We start from the raw sequence: 15,758 nt of genomic DNA, 5'->3' as shown, positions 1-15,758 counted from the left end.
CTTGTGGAGTCATCACTAATGCAATCAGCAAATAAACTGCCGCGATGGATTACTTTAGGATTGGTATTTCCCCTGGCTATTCTCAACGGTTGGTTATTAATCCAGGTTGTACGGTATTTTCAACCTCTGGTTAGTATTTTTGCCGCCGCTATTTTACTGGCTTTTGTGTTGAATTATCCTATCCAATTTCTCCAGGAACAAGGAGTAAAACGCAACCTGGCTATTGGAGGAGTGTTGCTTTTGACTGTAGTGGTTTTAGTGGCTTTAGGCATCACCTTAGTGCCCTTGATCATACAACAACTCAACGAGCTAGCTAATATTTTGCCCAGTTGGATTGACTCTGGTACTCTACAACTGCAAGCTTTTCAGGATTGGGCATTAAATCAACAGCAGCTTCCTATTAATGTAAGTGGCTTGGTTAGTGAAGTTCTCGAACGCTTATCTAACCAACTTCAGTCCTTTACTGGTAGAATTCTCGGCTTTGCTGTCGATACTATTGGTACTGTAGTCAACGTATTATTAGCAGTGGTGTTGACTATTTACTTGGTATTAAATGGTGAAAGTCTTTGGGACGGAGTTTTTCAGTGGTTTCCTCATAATATTGGCTCCAAATTACGGCAATTATTACGAGAGGATTTTCACAATTACTTCATCGGTCAAGCAACATTGGGTGCTGTGCTAGGATTGACAGTTACACTAGCATTTTGGGTACTACAAGTTCCCTTGGCTCTACTTTTTGGCATCGGTATCGGCTTGTTTTCTCTGTTTCCCTTTGGTACGGGGATAGGCATCGCCATAGTAAGTCTGTTGGTAGCGTTGCAAAATTTTTGGCTAGGAGTAGAAGTTTTGGGTGTAGCTGTTGCAATTGATCAAGTGAATTCTAATTTCATTGCACCTCGGCTTCTAGGAAATTTAACTGGTTTAAATCCTGTATGGGTTGTAATTTCTTTACTGCTGGGAGCTAAATTGGGAGGCGTGTTGGGTTTGTTAGTTGCTATACCCTTTGCCAGTTTTATCAAGGATATAACAGATAGCTGGCGTGCGGGAGAATTAAATAAGATAAATGATATCGAGTTAGAATCTGCAAAGGTTGAAAGTGATGTAGTAGGAACTTATAGCTAAAATTCATCCTGATGTAGCGTTTCCTAATTAATCATCTGAGGTACAAATTTATCAGTGTTTATCTGTTTTGAAAAGTTTTGCGCTCCTGTTACCCGGACGCGTAAACTTTCCGCTATCTTTATCTATGGTTAATTAATTCTTTGTGTACTTTATTCAAGTAATAACCACTAGATTTATTAATTAAAAATTAACATAAATTAATTAAAGCATAGAGCTAAAAAAGACATTAATAAATAAAGAATGAAGTCCAAATTGACTAGCCTTCATTCTTTATAAGTAATCAATTTTTTATGATTTTAGGCGGTTACTACACAACTACATTCGCTGTTGCCTAAACAAAGGTTAAGCTTTAACATTTTTTGTTAATGTTGCCTTTCTCTTCAAAATCCAGCCAAGACTACAAGCGAAAAGAGTACTAGCTAAAGTTGTTGGCTCTGGAACTTTACTATAAGAAAGTTTGCCAGAAACGATTTCACTATTTGGAGAAGTTCTGGAAAAAATTGTAAAATCATCACCAACGATTTCGTAACTTATGGAACTGGAAGGATTAGCTTTATCATCAAATAGATATTCTAATCCCACAGATGGCTGTCCTGTTAAGAATGTGGTTGAAAATACAAGAGGAAACTCTGGGTAATTAACATCATCCTGCTCTGTGTAAACAGTTGAGTCACCATCAAACTTGAAATAGAGAGACTTCACTGCTGTTTCTGGAATGTTGTCATTACTGAAAGCTGAGTCATCAAAGCTAAAAAAGCCTTGTCCTTTATTTATCGGACTATCAACAGTGAAAGCGTAACTAATAATTGCGGCGGAGGCAGATTTTGCATCTATGGTAGCAAAACCTAAAGCAAGAGTAGCAGTAGCAAGAACTATTTGCGGAACCAATTTCATTTCAGTTTTCCTCACGATGAACTTCTGCAAGCAATGCACACACTATAAAATTTTGCGTTTTATTTAATCCACGTTTCCAAGTCTTTGGAACTAACTCACTTTGGTTGGATTGGTTTAAACAGACTTTAATCAGAGGTGAAGATAATATTATGTTAGGTAATATTGAATTGTTTTAATAATGTTTTATTAACCCTTGGATAACTCAACCTTTACTGATTGGCATAACCAGATATGGTAAATACTTATCCTATAATACTTTCGCTTAAGCTTGCCATTAATTAATATGGAATCCAATCACCCATTGAAGCTAAACCGTCGCCAGTTTTTGCTACGTTCAGCTATCACAGCCGGTGGAATTATTTCTACAAATCTTGTATCAAAATCACGAGTTTTTGCCCAAGCACCTGCAATTATCACCTCCGACAAAATGCGTCCTGCCATACCTTATGGCGTAGCTAGCGGCGATGTATCCAACGGTAATATTGTAATTTGGAGTCGTAGCGATCGCCCTGCAAAAATGATCGTAGAATATTCTACCAGCGAATCTTTTCGCAATGTGCAGCGCGTTCTCGGCCCCAATGCTTTAGCAAATAGCGACTTTACAGCTAGACTTAATCTCAACAACTTACCACCAAACCAACATATATTCTATCGGGTGATTTTCCAAGATTTAAATTATCAAAATATTTACAGCGCTCCTGTTAATGGCACTTTCCGAACTCCTCCCACACATGGTCGAGATATATTCTTTGTCTGGGGTGGAGATACTGCCGGTCAAGGATGGGGTATTAATCCTGATTTCGGTGGGATGAAAATTTACGAAACCATGCGCCAACTAAAACCCGACTTTTTTATCCATTCTGGCGATAATATTTACGCTGATGGCCCAATTTCATCAGAAGTAACGCTGGACGATGGCACAATCTGGAGAAACATCACCACAGAAGAAAAATCAAAAGTAGCAGAAACGCTAAAAGAGTTTCGTGGTAACTATCAATATAATTTATTGGATGAAAATGTTAAGCGCTTTAACGCTGAAGTTCCCATCTTGGCACAGTGGGACGACCACGAAACCACAAATAACTGGTATCCTGGCGAATTTCTCCTCAACGATGAACGTTATGTAGTCAAGGATGTTAACTTACTAGCCCAAAGGGCAAGGCAAGCATTTTTAGAATATATGCCTATTGGGTATAAAACTGATGATCCAGACAAAGCAAGAATTTATCGCTCTTTCAAGTATGGTTCATTCCTAGACATTTTCATGCTTGATGAGCGCACCTATCGGGGAGTAAATACTCCCAATAATCAGCCAGTACCAAGTAAAGACACGGAATTTCTCAGCAGAAAACAAGTGCAATGGCTGAAAAGACAATTACTATCATCAAAAGCAACGTGGAAAGTCATTGCTAGCGATATGCCTTTGGGATTGATAGTTCGAGATGGTAGCACTGATTTTGAAGCTTGGGCTAACGGAGATGGCCCAGCTTTAGGAAGGGAATTAGAGCTTGCTGACTTACTACGATTTATCAAAAATAAGGATATCAAGAATGTTGTTTGGTTAACTGCTGATGTACATTATGCAGCAGCTCACTATTACGACCCCGCTAAAGCACAGTTTACTGATTTTAAGCCTTTCTGGGAGTTTGTCGCTGGGCCTCTTAACTCTGGCACATTTGGGCCAAATCAATTGGAAAATACTTTTGGGCCACAATTGGTATTTCAAAGCCTTCCTCCAGATACGAAAGCAAATCGACCTCCAAGTGAAGGTTTGCAATTCTTCGGAGGAGTCAAAATTAATGCTTATACAAATGTGATGACGGTAACACTGCGTAACTTGGCTGGGGAGACTGTTTATAGTGTAGATTTACCGCCAGAAAAATAAGTCGTTAAAAGCGTAGTGAAATGTAGCCAGTTAGATAGAGTAATTACGTATTTACTCTATCTGCTGGTTTTGTTGTTTTTGGCTGTGATGATGTAATAGTTGAAGGATGTAGGCGGGAATTAAGAGAAGCTTTAAGTGACTGGCTGGCGCTACGGTTACGTTTGGGGTTAACCATTCCTGTAATTGCTGGTATCAACCTTCAGGTTAAATTTAAACGCAGAGGGACGCGGAGTTTGGCGCAGAGGGGCGCAGTATTAAGCCTGTCGAAATAAAAAAGTCAAGGACTGAAGGCTTATGAACCACCTACCCCAGCACCTACGCGTCGAAGTAGTCGCAAGAAAGGGTAAAAAACATTGAGCGATCGCCCCTAAACTTTCACATTACCTTATCATCAGATATTGTGGAAATTCCATGCATAGTTACTAGCATCTATGACATTAATAAAATATGGATGATTAACTAAATAGGAAAATCTCATGGATGGTAAAACATTTATTCGTTCTCTGCGATTAGAAAACTTTCTTTCCTATGGAAGTGACGGTGAAGAAATTGAACTGCAACCGCTAAATGTTTTAATTGGGGCTAACACTTCTGGTAAATCGAATTTAATTGAAGCAATTGGAATTTTAAAGGCAACACCCACAGACTTACCTGCCCCATTTCGTCAAGGTGGAGGGGTAAGTGAGTTTCTATGGAAGGGTGGACAGGAAAATCCAGTAGCTACCATTGAAGCTACTTTAGATTACCCTCAAAGACCCCAAAATTTACGTTATCAGGTTAGCTTGACTGCAATTGGTCAAAGGCTAGAATTAGTAGACGAAGCTGTAGAAAATGAGCAAGCATATGCAGGAGCAAATGATGTTTATTTCTACTATCGTTACCAAAATGGACGGCCTATTTTAAATATTAATAAATTAGATGATGATTTAAAAAGAATAGTTCAACGTACTCGTACTCTTCGGCGAGAAGATTTGATTCCAGATCAGTCAGTTTTATCTCAACGAAAAGACCCAGATTTGTATCCAGAACTTTCTTATCTCAGTAACGAATTTTCTAAGATTTGTTTATATCGTCATTGGCAAATGGGGCGATATTCAGAACCAAGAAATGCTCAAAAAACTGACTTGCCCGAACATCCTCTACTGGAAGATGGGAGTAATTTAGGTTTAGTTTTAAATAACTTACAACACCAAATAGGTAATAGAAAAATTATTGAAAAATTGAAAAATTTGTATGAAGCAGTTGAAGAACTGAGTGTAAGGATATATGGCGGTACAGTGCAGATATTTATTCGTGAAGAGGGTCTTATTCAACCAATTACTGCAAATCGTTTATCTGATGGAACCCTGCGTTATTTATTTTTAATGGCTTTACTTTTAGATCCAACTCCACCGCCACTTATATGTATTGAAGAACCAGAAATAGGGTTGCATCCAGATATTTTACCTACTATTGCAGAAATGCTAATAGAAGCATCAGAGCGAACTCAAATCATAGTTACTACCCATTCTGATGCTTTAGTTTCTGCTTTGAGTGAATATCCTGAATCAGTGTTGGTGTGTGAACGCGATGAAAAAGGATCTCACCTCCGCCGCCTTGAACCTGACAAACTGAAAAACTGGTTAAAAAATTATACTCTTGGCGACCTCTGGCGGATGGGTGAAATTGGGGGTAATCGATGATAAGAGAGATTAGAATTTATATAGAAGGTGGTGGGGATGGAAAGAATACAAAAGCTTTAATTAGGGAAGGATTTAGTCAATTTTTAAAACCACTTGTAGAAATAGCTAAAAGTCAAAAAATTAAATGGAATATTATTATCTGTGGTTCTCGAAATAACGCTTTTCGGGATTTTAGGAATGCTTTGAAATCTCATCCAGCAGCCTTTAATGTATTGCTTGTTGACGCAGAAGCACCTGTTAATACACAGTCTCCTTGGGAGCATTTAAAGATTAGGGATAATTGGGATGCACCAGCAAGCGTTGATGATAGTTATTGCCATTTAATGGTTCAAACAATGGATGCTTGGTTTATTGCTGACATTGAAACCCTAACAAAATATTATGGTCAGGGATTTAGGGAAAATGTAATTCCCAAAAATTCTAATGTGGAAAATATTGACAAAGACAAGTTATTTGATAGCCTACAGAAAGCTACTTGCAATACCTCCAAGGGTGAGTATCACAAAATAAATCACGCATTCAAATTGTTAGCATTGTTAGATGTAGCTAAAGTTCGCCAAGCTTCTCCGTACTGCGATCGCCTCTTCACTACACTAGCCGCAAAAATGGGTAGCTCAGCAAGCTAAATATAACGAAGGGTAAAAAATTCTTGAGCGATCGCCCCTCAACTTTCACATCACGTTATCATCGGATATTGTGGAATTTCCGTGCGTAACTCCTAGCATCTATGACCGCTTCTTACTCTGAAACTCCATCTACCAAGCCCGACTCAAGTACTTTTATTTCCGATCATCGACAGGTAGACCGCAGCAAGCTAAGTCAAATGTACTTGCACTATGTCGAGACGAAGGATAAATATCCTCACGCGATGTTGTTGTATCGGGTAGGAGATTTCTTTGAATGCTATTTCCAAGATGCTGTAAAACTAGCACAAGAATTGGAATTAGTCCTCACTAGTAAACAAGCTGGGGAACAGGGACGGGTGGCGATGTCTGGTGTTCCGCACCACGCTTGGGAACGCTACGCGACAATGCTGGTAGAAAAAGGTTATGCAGTGGTAATTTGCGACCAAGTAGAGGATGCTTCAGAAGCAGCTGGGAGATTAGTAAGGCGGGAAGTAACGCGCATCCTGACTCCTGGGACTTTGCTAGAAGAGGGAATGCTGAAATCAGGTCGCAATAATTACCTAGCGGCTGTGGTAATTGCTGCTAACCATTGGGGTTTAGCTTATGCAGATATCTCTACAGGCGAATTTCTCACGACTCAAGGTAGTGATTTAGAACACCTGACACAAGAATTAATGCGTTTGCAGCCTTCGGAGGTGCTGGTTCCCACCAATGCGCCTGATTTAGGTAGTTTGCTGCGTCCGGGAGAAACTTCGCCGCATTTACCGCAGTGTTTGCCACCATCATTTTGCTATAGTTTGCGATCGCAAGTACCCTTTTCTCAAGGTGAAGCTAGACCTAGATTATTGCAGAAATTTAAAGTGCGATCGCTCGAAGGATTGGGTTGCGATCATCTGCCTCTCGCTGTCCGCGCGGCTGGCGGTCTTTTGGAATACTTGGAAGATACCCAAAAAGAAAACCCAGTTTCTCTCCAGAGACTACGCACCTACACAACCACCGATTATTTGATTGTTGATGGACAAACCCGTCGTAACCTAGAAATTACCCAAACTGTTCGTGATGGCACTTTTCACGGTTCCCTTCTCTGGGCATTAGATAGAACGAGTACAGCGATGGGCGGGCGTGCTTTGCGGCGGTGGTTGCTGCAACCGCTACTCGATATTAAGGGTATTCGGGCGCGGCAAGATACCATCCAAGAATTGATGGAAAATACTTCCCTGCGTCAGGATTTGCGGCAGTTGTTACGGCAAATTTATGACCTGGAACGGCTGACGGGGCGGGCGGGTTCTGGGACTGCAAATGCTAGAGATTTAGTTGCTTTAGCAGATTCTTTGTCACGCCTACCGGAATTGTCTCGCTTAGTGACTGATACACATTCTCCTTTTTTGAAAGCTTTGCAGAAAGTGCCAACTGTGTTGTCAGAATTGGCACAAAAGTTACACGTGCATCTTGTAGAGTCGCCGCCGATTCTGATTAAAGAAGGCGGATTAATTCGCGCTGGTGTAAATCCTCAATTGGATGAAAGAAAGGCAACTGTAGAAGCAGACCAACAATGGATTGCCAATTTGGAGGTTGATGAGAGGGCCAGAACTGGAATTCCCACGTTGAAGGTAGGATTTAATAAAACATTTGGTTACTACATAAGTATTTCCCGCGCCAAAGCTGACCAAGTACCTTCTAATTACATCCGCAAGCAAACCCTGACGAATGAGGAACGTTATATCACGCCAGAGTTGAAGGAACGGGAAGCGCGGATTTTGACTGCGCGGGATGATTTAAATCAGTTGGAATATGAGGTTTTTGCAGCGTTGCGCGAAGATGTGGGACAACAGGCGGAGGTAATTCGCAATCTTTCCCGCGCAGTGGCGGCGGCGGATGTGTTGTGTGGTTTGGCTGAGTTGGCGGTACATCAAGGCTACTGTCGTCCAGAAATGTTGCCAGGACGGGAGATAAATATTGTTGATGGTCGCCATCCGGTGGTGGAACAGTCTTTGCCTGCGGGTTTCTTTGTGCCGAATTCGACGCAGTTAGGTCAAGAGTCATTAGTCATTAGTCATTCGTCAAATGACCAAGGACAAATGACTAATGACAATCCTGATTTAGTCATCCTCACTGGGCCGAATGCAAGTGGCAAAAGTTGTTATTTACGCCAGGTGGGATTGATTCAGTTAATGGCGCAAATTGGTAGTTTTGTACCAGCTAGGTTTGCCAAATTGGGAGTATGCGATCGCATTTTCACACGTGTAGGTGCAGTAGATGACTTAGCAACTGGTCAATCTACGTTCATGGTGGAAATGAATGAAACGGCAAATATCCTCAACCATGCCACTTCTAGGTCGCTGGTGCTGTTGGATGAAATTGGCCGCGGAACGGCGACGTTTGATGGTCTATCCATTGCTTGGGCTGTAGCGGAGTATATAGCTGTGGATATTCGGGCGCGGACGATTTTTGCTACTCATTACCACGAGTTGAACGAACTGGCTAGTATTTTGCCGAATGTGGCTAATTATCAAGTGACGGTGAAGGAGTTACCCGACCAAATTATCTTTTTGCACCAAGTCCAACCAGGAGGTGCTGATAAGTCATACGGGATTGAAGCGGGAAGATTAGCGGGTTTACCAGCGGTGGTAATTCAACGGGCAAAACAAGTGATGGGGCAAATTGAGAAACACAGTAAGATTGCGATGGGTTTGCAAAGTCTAGATTAGTTGACTGACACGCCCCTGGTTGAACAAGTTTCGCTACGCTTACTTGCTCGGAAAACTAGGAGATTCTTAAGACCAAATCAATGATCTTAACGGCAATATCAAAGCGCCTCTACTGATTCCACTAAGATTTAACCCTAGCTTTATCGCTACTTTTCTAGGACTTAAGCAAAAACTCTCTGAAACTCTTATTTCTCCGTGCCCTCTGTCTTGAGAAGTCTGAGCGGAGGAAACCTCCGCTCAGACTTCTCGCTGTGTCCTCTGTGGTTCGTTCCGTTACCCGTGCGTAAGTCCCGTTTTCTACAAACGTTGGCTGCTCCATTGCAGTCAGCATTTATTTTTGTTCCGTTTTGAGGGCTGCGCGGTGTCGCTTTGAGGAATCGTAGTTTGCCTGAAAATAAATGTATGAGGCTAAGGCGATCGCACATATTGCAGTGTTCATGCTTTTTCCTATACCAAAGCCAGAAGAACTTTTTTTATACCAAAAATTTTGCATTACGACGTTTCTATTCACCTACGCTCAATTGCTGCAAAGAAATCTGCTTGCAAAGACTTTCTACCGCCAGTGTAAGAGACTGCATCAATTCAGAATTTTCGCTGTAGTCAACAGGCGCGAGGTTAGCAACCCGTTGACTTTGAGTAATTTTTAACTCTTGTCCCCATTCTTCTGGAGTGCTGTCTTTATATAATGCGATCGCTGTACCCTGTTCTTGATTCATCAGGGAAAAGCAGGGAATATCTGACTCACCATCACCAACATAAATTACCTGTCTCAGTGGAATGTGCAATTCTTCTGGTGGTAAATCTCGATATACAAATGTTTTACCATCATCTTGGTAATCATCAAAACCTTTGGCAATTTGGAACAGATAGCGGGTTTTCTCTGTGTGAGTCACAATTTTCTTTAAAAACTCTACTTCGCCGCGATCGCCATAAGAAAATTCACAGCCCCACATTGCTTTAAAATTTGGAGCAATACAGTTATTACGAGCAATTTCCACCATTCCGCAAGTTATTAAGTAAAATTCTACCTCTACTTTTGGATTTAATTCATGGGCGCGTTTTTGCAAATGGTCAAACATTTTAGTAACACCATCAAAAGGAGCTAATTCTTGACCGAACCTGGCGATATATTCCTGTGTAATTTTGTTGTTTTGTCGTTTTGATTCTGCAATGAGGGCATAAAATCGAGCGAGAATTTTATCCCAACCTTTGTTAATTAAGGGTTGAATTTTTTCTTGGCGAAACTTCAGAGCGTCAATCCCTAAACTTTCTAACAAACTATCAACGGTATCGGGAACAAGAGTATCATCAAAATCGAAAACTATAGCGATGCGATTAGAAAGGATTTTGGTCGAAACAGTCATAACAAAAGATTCTCAACTATGGTCTTTTAGCAAAAGTATTGGTAATTTTAGATAAAATACCAAAGTGGTCAGGATAATTAGTTAAAAGTCAAACAATTAATAGTAGAATACCCAGCGTCACAAATTTGGCAAAAATTAGCGAGCGCGTTAAAAAGATCAGTCTTAAGTAAATTTATAAGTTAGCAATATGCCGATAACGAGCCTGTATTACTGAATAGATACCGTAAGCAATCAAACCGGAAGCCACTACGCCCAGAATCCAAGAACCAAAGGGTTGCTGTACAAGAATTGTTAATGCACCGCCCAGCCCTCTGGCCTTTCTACCATTAGATTGAATTGACGCCAGCATCAAGAAAATGCCAATAATAACAAAAACTACGCCACGGGCAGCAATCCCAAATCTACCCGTACCCACTGCCCAATTTTGCTCAGTCTGACTCATTTGGGAAAGTTTGAAAGAGTGGCGAAACTTCCCTTTATACGCTTGATAAAAATAATAAATACCAACACAAATTACTGTCACCCCTGCCAGAGCTACTAGCCATCGCCCAAAGGGTTGAGCCAAGAGATATATCGTCCAATCCTCGATTGATTCGCTATCGCCAATGCTTGAACCTATAATCAGTTTCACAGCCGTCAAAGCCAAACCTGTATAAGCTAAAGCACTGATAGCATAACCAATCCGTTTTGCAATTCGTTTAGCATTAATTGGTTGCTGACTTTTTTCAGGGTCGAAAAATGTCTGAACTAAACGCCACAGTACATACCCGATAATTCCGAGGGTAAGGATACTTAACAAGAATTTTCCAAAGGGTTGGACAACAATTGCCTTTAGCGCACCAGTTGTATTCGTCGTTTTACCACCAGAACCAATGGCTGCTTGGGCTGCTAGTAACCCAACAATAAAATAAACGACGCCTTTTGCTGCGTATCCTAATCGTGCTAGTCGTTCAAACCAAAGTAGAGAAGTTAACTGTTTAACTGGTTGCTTAATTTGTTCTAAGGGTGAATCGGGTAGTGTCATACGGCATAATGACTATTAAAAAAATGAAACTGCTCTCCAGACTGTGTTTATCAACCTGAGCCAATGATACCAAGCAGTTGTAACAGATAAATAATTGCAAACACACCAAAAAATATACCAGCGATCGCTGTTCCACCAAAAATTATCTTCGATGGTTGCAGTTCTTTAGGCAACATTCGATGATTTAAGTAAAGAGTCAGTCCAGTGACGATGGGGATGTGAGCAGCTTCAATTCCACCTGCGGTTTGTAGCAAAGCAACTGGTTCACCGAAAAATAAATAAACGGCAATGGGTAAAGCTACGAGTAGCACTACAATATACACACGTTGCAAAAACTTTTCATTTGTCCAGCGTCCTCGCACCCCAAACCCTTGTAAAAGAATCTGCGTACCATCGGCAAACATTCGTCCAAAACCATCTTCTACTGAAAGTACGGTGCTACAGAAGGTGATAAAAACGATCGCCACCATAAACCAAAAGCCAAACGGCCCCCAAAGGTCGCCTAGCAAGCTACCCAGAGTTTCCGCTACCTGATTTTCTTGTGGTACAAGTCCTTGTGGACGCAACAACTCACCACCAAGAATTAAGAAAGATAGCGCCGCCAACAGTGCTCCAACCACTGCTAAGGTATTGGATATAGTCATCAGATTTAGCCAACCGCGCAGTTTCTTTTTTTGCTCCTGGTTGAGTTGCTTGGGGTCTATGCTCTCTTGTCCTTTAACACTAGCAGCGCCATATCCTCTAGCTTCTACCCAGTAGGAATACCACATTAACCCGGCGGCTCCTGCCAACATGAAACCTAGCCAAGGTAGTATTTCTTGATACTGCACGTTTTGCGGTATTTGCGGGACTAGTCCCGATGCTAGTTGGCGAACATTAGGGAAAACGAAAATAGCAGCGGCTACCACTGCTACAGTACGAGCAATCCCCACATAAGAAGAAATTTTTTCGACTAAGTTGTATTGCCCTAAAAGTACGATCGCAGCTGTCACAACAATGATAATTACCGTCCAAAGTTGGACACCTCCCCCAACAACCAAAATTAGCGCTGTAGCGGCGGCTCCTGAAAGTCCAGCAACGGTAGAAATTGCTACCACTACCTGCGGTAGCAAAATCAGCCAGATTGCCCAGTTTTTAGGGCCTGGAAGCTGCTTAAAGCCTTCTAGGATAGTTGCGCCGGTACAAACAGAAAAGCGACCCACTTCACCATTAATAAACCATTTTAGAATCACAGCAGCAAGTAGCGCCCATAAAAGGGTGTAACCGTAAAGTGCAGCAATTCTTGGGGTAAATAGCAATTCACCTGAACCCGCAGCCGAAAGCATCCACAAAAAACTCGGCCCTAGCCATTTCAAATTTTCCCAACCTTGGGGTGAATCTGGTATCTTTATCATGTTTTGTGGTTGCTGTTTGTTACTAGTGTGTGTTGATAAATTGCGTAGGCGCAGCTCATCTTAGACATCGCTTTGATGATTCATTTTTTGCTATCTCACTCACATTGAGACTGCTTTAAAACAGTGATTTTCAATTTTCCTTTACTGCAACACTTTCGTAGATGGAGCAACAATCGCAAGCATATTTTCTGAGAATGCTGGAATTGAACGAACCGCGTCTAGATTATATTTTTTAGCTATTTCGTCTTTATCAAATCGACGCACAATTCCTGTAAATTGAACTCGACTACCCACTTGAATTGCTTTTGCTGGAGTCGTATTAATAACCCTTGATGTTGACTTTTTGTATTCATAAATTTGTGTATCCTAAATATTTAAGATATTCTGGTATAATTCAAAAACTTTCTAAATTGACAACAAGTTTTATTTTCAATTATTGTGTTATTTAATTGCAATTAATAAAAAAATATTATCTTTATCATTAATTTAAATTAAATATTAAATGCCTGCTATACTTTTTCAGTAAAAGTAGGAAATTCTTCTATTTTTAAAGCTAGTTTTAAAAGTCTGTATTTACGCAATACCTGTATTTTTAAGTTGCTACCTACCTGGCTTTCTTTTATTAACTGTATAACTTCATCAACTGTATTCACAGGCTGATTGTTGATTTCTAGAATTACATCTTTTAATCTTAATCCTGCTTTGTTTGCTGGAGAATCCGGAACAACATTGACAATCAGAACACCTCGTTTTTGGATGCCAAAAATGTTGAAATTATTGTTAGGCTGTATCTCAATACCTACATAAGGGTATTCAACTTTTCCCTTAGTAATTAATTCCTGGGCAATTTTTTGAGCTGTATTAATAGGAATAGCAAAGCCAAGTCCCTGAGCCGTAGAAATTACAGCACTATTTACACCAATAACTTTCCCACGAGCATTTAGCAGTGGGCCGCCAGAGTTTCCGGGGTTAATAGCGGCATCAGTTTGAATCATACCAATATGTTGATTAGAAATACCTATATCTCTAGCAGAACGGTCTACAGCACTGATAATACCAGCAGTAACACTTCTTTGGAAACCCAAGGGATTACCAATAGCGATCGCCCATTGACCTGATTGTACAAAGTCGGAATTTCCCAATTCTATGAATGGCAAATTAGTAGTAGGAATTTGTACAACTGCGATATCAGTTACAGAATCTAATCCCAGCACTTTCCCCTCAAAAGTACGACCATCGAGAAGCGATACCATAACCGTATCGGCATTCTTGACCACATGAGCATTAGTAAGAATCTGACCATTAGGATTGATAACAAAACCAGAGCCAAGACGATGTGTAATTTTCTCCTGTATTTGTATTGGTATGTCTTCACCAAAAAAATGTCGCCGAAATGAATTATCAAACCAATCTGAAACCTGGGTTCTTATACTTCTGGCGACCTTAATTTCAACCACCGCAGGTTGCACTTTTTCTACAACTTTAGCCACAAAATTTGTGTCGCCAACGGTGGGTAAAATAAAGAGGTTACTTTGCTTTTCTGGCTCCTGAATGATTTTTGGAGATATTAAAGAAGTAATGTCTGAAGACCGAAGCTTTGTAGAAAAATCTATTGAGTATCCTCTGATAAATCCTACTGCTAGTATGCCAATAGTAACTAACAAAAAGTAAGTTTTCGTTTTGTTGTCATAAGAAGTGTTCATGGGATCGATTTTTTCTTAGCTTTTCCCTACGGGATGCTACGTGGATAAGTAAAGCAGAAAGCAGTTTTTAAAACTCTGCTCAATAGGCATTGCTTTTTGCCCTTTGGGTGACGCTCCTAACCTAATGTCAGTTGCTCTGGAGGTTCACCCCGAGAGCTTGGGAGAAGACCGTAAAGCAATCATTGCAGACTGAGCATAACCAGTACGGACTAAAGTCCTCAGTCCTCTTTGATCGGCTTCAAATTCATCTTGAGCTTCTGCGAGACTGCGATCGCAGATTTAAAGGTGCGGCCCGTTCCCCCAAACCATAAATATGCTCCTCTGGATGCAGTTTCGCCTAATGTACCCAAGTATCACCTTTTACTTGGCGCAACTTTCTTGATAGACAATACTGGTTTTCAGCAATATTAAGAAATACTTTATTGCGGAATTGCTGAGGGGTAAACTCCATCCGCAACTAACACAGGTTTATTTCTGTACTCTGCTTCTAGCTGCTTCTGTAAAGTCAAATCCCATTTGAGGTTATATTCTCGTTCTAATTCAGCTACAACAAACGGACGCAACACACCTGTTACAGCGACTTTCTCACCTTCGTTGACAGTTGCTTTCGGAGTACCGGCGCGTATCACTAACAAATCTTGCCCGCCAAACAACTTGTCTTCATCTAGAGTGAAAGAATTCGCGTTTCTAATGTCTTCTACTTCGCCTGTTACCGCCAAGTTCTTACCATAATATAAGTTGGGGTTTGTGGTAATTTCACCCGGTTTAGGAGCAAGTGCAATTGATTGAGCAATAATTGCAGGTCGAGTTTCATACTCTTTATACAAGTTTGGATCTAAGCCCAAATTGTAATCTCGATTAATATCTGCAACCACAAATTGACGAACTGGGCCTGTCGCTTGAATTGGTGTATTTGGATCAGTAGGCAGGGTAAAAACTTTACCTGAAGCATTCACAACTAAAATCGGTTCAGTGCCAAAAAATTGCTTATCGCTAATTGTGAAAGTCGATGGGCCCAGTTTTCTGATGGGTGTACTTCTAACTGTTACAGTTTTACCGATTAGTTGCTTTGTATTGTCTGCGACTTCCTCTGTAGTAACGTTGGTTTCTGGTACTGCGGCTTCTCGCTCTAAATTGTTGGTACAAGCTCCAAGCAGCACTGCAAAAAGTGCTAAAGTAATAGCCCCTTTAGAACTCCATTTAGTTTGAAGAAAGTTGGTCATTTCAAAATCTCCATTCAAGTTGACTATATTTCTATCAAGTTCAGATCACGACTTATTATTTAAAACTCACTATGTGTTTGCATCAGTCTGAGTAATGAGTTTTCAACCGAACCTGATATTATTGGAAGACTAC

The 15,758-nt window shown here is 40.7% G+C and carries 14 protein-coding genes; 6 read left to right on the top strand and 8 right to left on the bottom strand.

Translation table 11 applies throughout. The features are described from left to right. The first annotated feature begins 18 nt into the window (after window positions 1-18). Entirely contained in the window at window positions 19-1,122 is a 1,104-nt protein-coding gene (locus tag FNW02_RS00360; RefSeq protein WP_191755621.1) for an AI-2E family transporter, read from the top strand. 342 nt (window positions 1,123-1,464) lie between these two features. On the opposite strand, the gene FNW02_RS00355 is transcribed toward FNW02_RS00360, so the two are convergent. Next, window positions 1,465-2,016 carry a PEP-CTERM sorting domain-containing protein gene (locus FNW02_RS00355; RefSeq protein ID WP_191755620.1) on the bottom strand — a complete coding sequence of 184 codons (552 nt, stop codon included), beginning with the start codon at window positions 2,014-2,016 and terminating at the stop codon, window positions 1,465-1,467. 283 nt (window positions 2,017-2,299) lie between these two features. On the opposite strand from FNW02_RS00355, the gene FNW02_RS00350 reads away from it, so the two are divergent. The 5 genes from FNW02_RS00350 to mutS all read left to right on the top strand — a co-directional run bounded on the left by FNW02_RS00350 (window position 2,300) and on the right by mutS (window position 8,917). After that, window positions 2,300-3,901: an alkaline phosphatase D family protein gene (locus tag FNW02_RS00350; protein ID WP_191755619.1), complete on the top strand. Its 1,602-nt coding sequence runs from the start codon at window positions 2,300-2,302 to the stop codon at window positions 3,899-3,901. A gap of 95 nt (window positions 3,902-3,996) precedes the next feature. After that, a complete protein-coding gene (locus tag FNW02_RS39850) occupies window positions 3,997-4,173 on the top strand; it encodes a hypothetical protein (RefSeq protein WP_348535352.1) in 177 nt (58 codons plus the stop codon). Between the two features lie 204 nt (window positions 4,174-4,377). Further along, complete coding sequence (locus FNW02_RS00345; RefSeq protein ID WP_191755618.1) at window positions 4,378-5,583, top strand: AAA family ATPase; 1,206 nt, start codon at window positions 4,378-4,380, stop codon at window positions 5,581-5,583. Beyond that, the gene (locus tag FNW02_RS00340) at window positions 5,580-6,209 is read left to right on the top strand and encodes a DUF4276 family protein (RefSeq protein WP_191755617.1); all 630 of its coding nucleotides are present in this window, start codon (window positions 5,580-5,582) and stop codon (window positions 6,207-6,209) included. Before FNW02_RS00345 ends, FNW02_RS00340 begins: the two co-directional genes overlap by 4 nt. A gap of 101 nt (window positions 6,210-6,310) precedes the next feature. Further along, the gene (mutS, locus tag FNW02_RS00335; protein ID WP_191755616.1) at window positions 6,311-8,917 is read left to right on the top strand and encodes a DNA mismatch repair protein MutS; all 2,607 of its coding nucleotides are present in this window, start codon (window positions 6,311-6,313) and stop codon (window positions 8,915-8,917) included. Window positions 8,918-9,420: 503 nt separating this feature from the next. On the opposite strand, the gene FNW02_RS00330 is transcribed toward mutS, so the two are convergent. From FNW02_RS00330 to FNW02_RS00300, 7 genes are all read right to left on the bottom strand, one after another. Further along, complete coding sequence (locus tag FNW02_RS00330) at window positions 9,421-10,281, bottom strand: HAD family hydrolase (RefSeq protein WP_191755615.1); 861 nt, start codon at window positions 10,279-10,281, stop codon at window positions 9,421-9,423. Between the two features lie 172 nt (window positions 10,282-10,453). After that, window positions 10,454-11,305 carry a DUF1206 domain-containing protein gene (locus FNW02_RS00325; protein ID WP_191755614.1) on the bottom strand — a complete coding sequence of 284 codons (852 nt, stop codon included), beginning with the start codon at window positions 11,303-11,305 and terminating at the stop codon, window positions 10,454-10,456. A gap of 50 nt (window positions 11,306-11,355) precedes the next feature. After that, window positions 11,356-12,699: an Nramp family divalent metal transporter gene (locus FNW02_RS00320; protein ID WP_225225316.1), complete on the bottom strand. Its 1,344-nt coding sequence runs from the start codon at window positions 12,697-12,699 to the stop codon at window positions 11,356-11,358. A 141-nt stretch (window positions 12,700-12,840) separates the two neighbouring features. Next, window positions 12,841-12,993, bottom strand: coding sequence for a hypothetical protein (locus tag FNW02_RS00315; protein WP_225225315.1), 153 nt, complete (start codon window positions 12,991-12,993; stop codon window positions 12,841-12,843). Window positions 12,994-13,208: 215 nt separating this feature from the next. After that, window positions 13,209-14,402, bottom strand: a complete 1,194-nt coding sequence (locus FNW02_RS00310; RefSeq protein WP_191755613.1) for a trypsin-like peptidase domain-containing protein — start codon at window positions 14,400-14,402, stop codon at window positions 13,209-13,211. A gap of 244 nt (window positions 14,403-14,646) precedes the next feature. Then, window positions 14,647-14,733, bottom strand: a complete 87-nt coding sequence (locus FNW02_RS38290) for a hypothetical protein (RefSeq protein ID WP_225225360.1) — start codon at window positions 14,731-14,733, stop codon at window positions 14,647-14,649. Between the two features lie 88 nt (window positions 14,734-14,821). After that, complete coding sequence (locus tag FNW02_RS00300; protein ID WP_191755612.1) at window positions 14,822-15,625, bottom strand: hypothetical protein; 804 nt, start codon at window positions 15,623-15,625, stop codon at window positions 14,822-14,824. Window positions 15,626-15,758: the final 133 nt, after the last annotated feature.

Origin of the sequence: Komarekiella delphini-convector SJRDD-AB1 (assembly GCF_014831675.1) — a bacterium.
Taxonomy (GTDB): Bacteria; Cyanobacteriota; Cyanobacteriia; order Cyanobacteriales; family Nostocaceae; genus Komarekiella.
This window is presented reverse-complemented; position numbering and strand designations above follow the sequence as displayed.

Coding starts and splice junctions, on each gene's coding strand:
- FNW02_RS00360 (WP_191755621.1), top strand. CDS start 19: ATGCAATCAGCAAATAAACTGCCGCGATGGATTACTTTAGGATTGGTA.
- FNW02_RS00355 (WP_191755620.1), bottom strand. CDS start 2,016: ATGAAATTGGTTCCGCAAATAGTTCTTGCTACTGCTACTCTTGCTTTA.
- FNW02_RS00350 (WP_191755619.1), top strand. CDS start 2,300: ATGGAATCCAATCACCCATTGAAGCTAAACCGTCGCCAGTTTTTGCTA.
- FNW02_RS00345 (WP_191755618.1), top strand. CDS start 4,378: ATGGATGGTAAAACATTTATTCGTTCTCTGCGATTAGAAAACTTTCTT.
- FNW02_RS00340 (WP_191755617.1), top strand. CDS start 5,580: ATGATAAGAGAGATTAGAATTTATATAGAAGGTGGTGGGGATGGAAAG.
- mutS (WP_191755616.1), top strand. CDS start 6,311: ATGACCGCTTCTTACTCTGAAACTCCATCTACCAAGCCCGACTCAAGT.
- FNW02_RS00330 (WP_191755615.1), bottom strand. CDS start 10,281: ATGACTGTTTCGACCAAAATCCTTTCTAATCGCATCGCTATAGTTTTC.
- FNW02_RS00325 (WP_191755614.1), bottom strand. CDS start 11,305: ATGACACTACCCGATTCACCCTTAGAACAAATTAAGCAACCAGTTAAA.
- FNW02_RS00320 (WP_225225316.1), bottom strand. CDS start 12,699: ATGATAAAGATACCAGATTCACCCCAAGGTTGGGAAAATTTGAAATGG.
- FNW02_RS00310 (WP_191755613.1), bottom strand. CDS start 14,402: ATGAACACTTCTTATGACAACAAAACGAAAACTTACTTTTTGTTAGTT.
- FNW02_RS00300 (WP_191755612.1), bottom strand. CDS start 15,625: ATGACCAACTTTCTTCAAACTAAATGGAGTTCTAAAGGGGCTATTACT.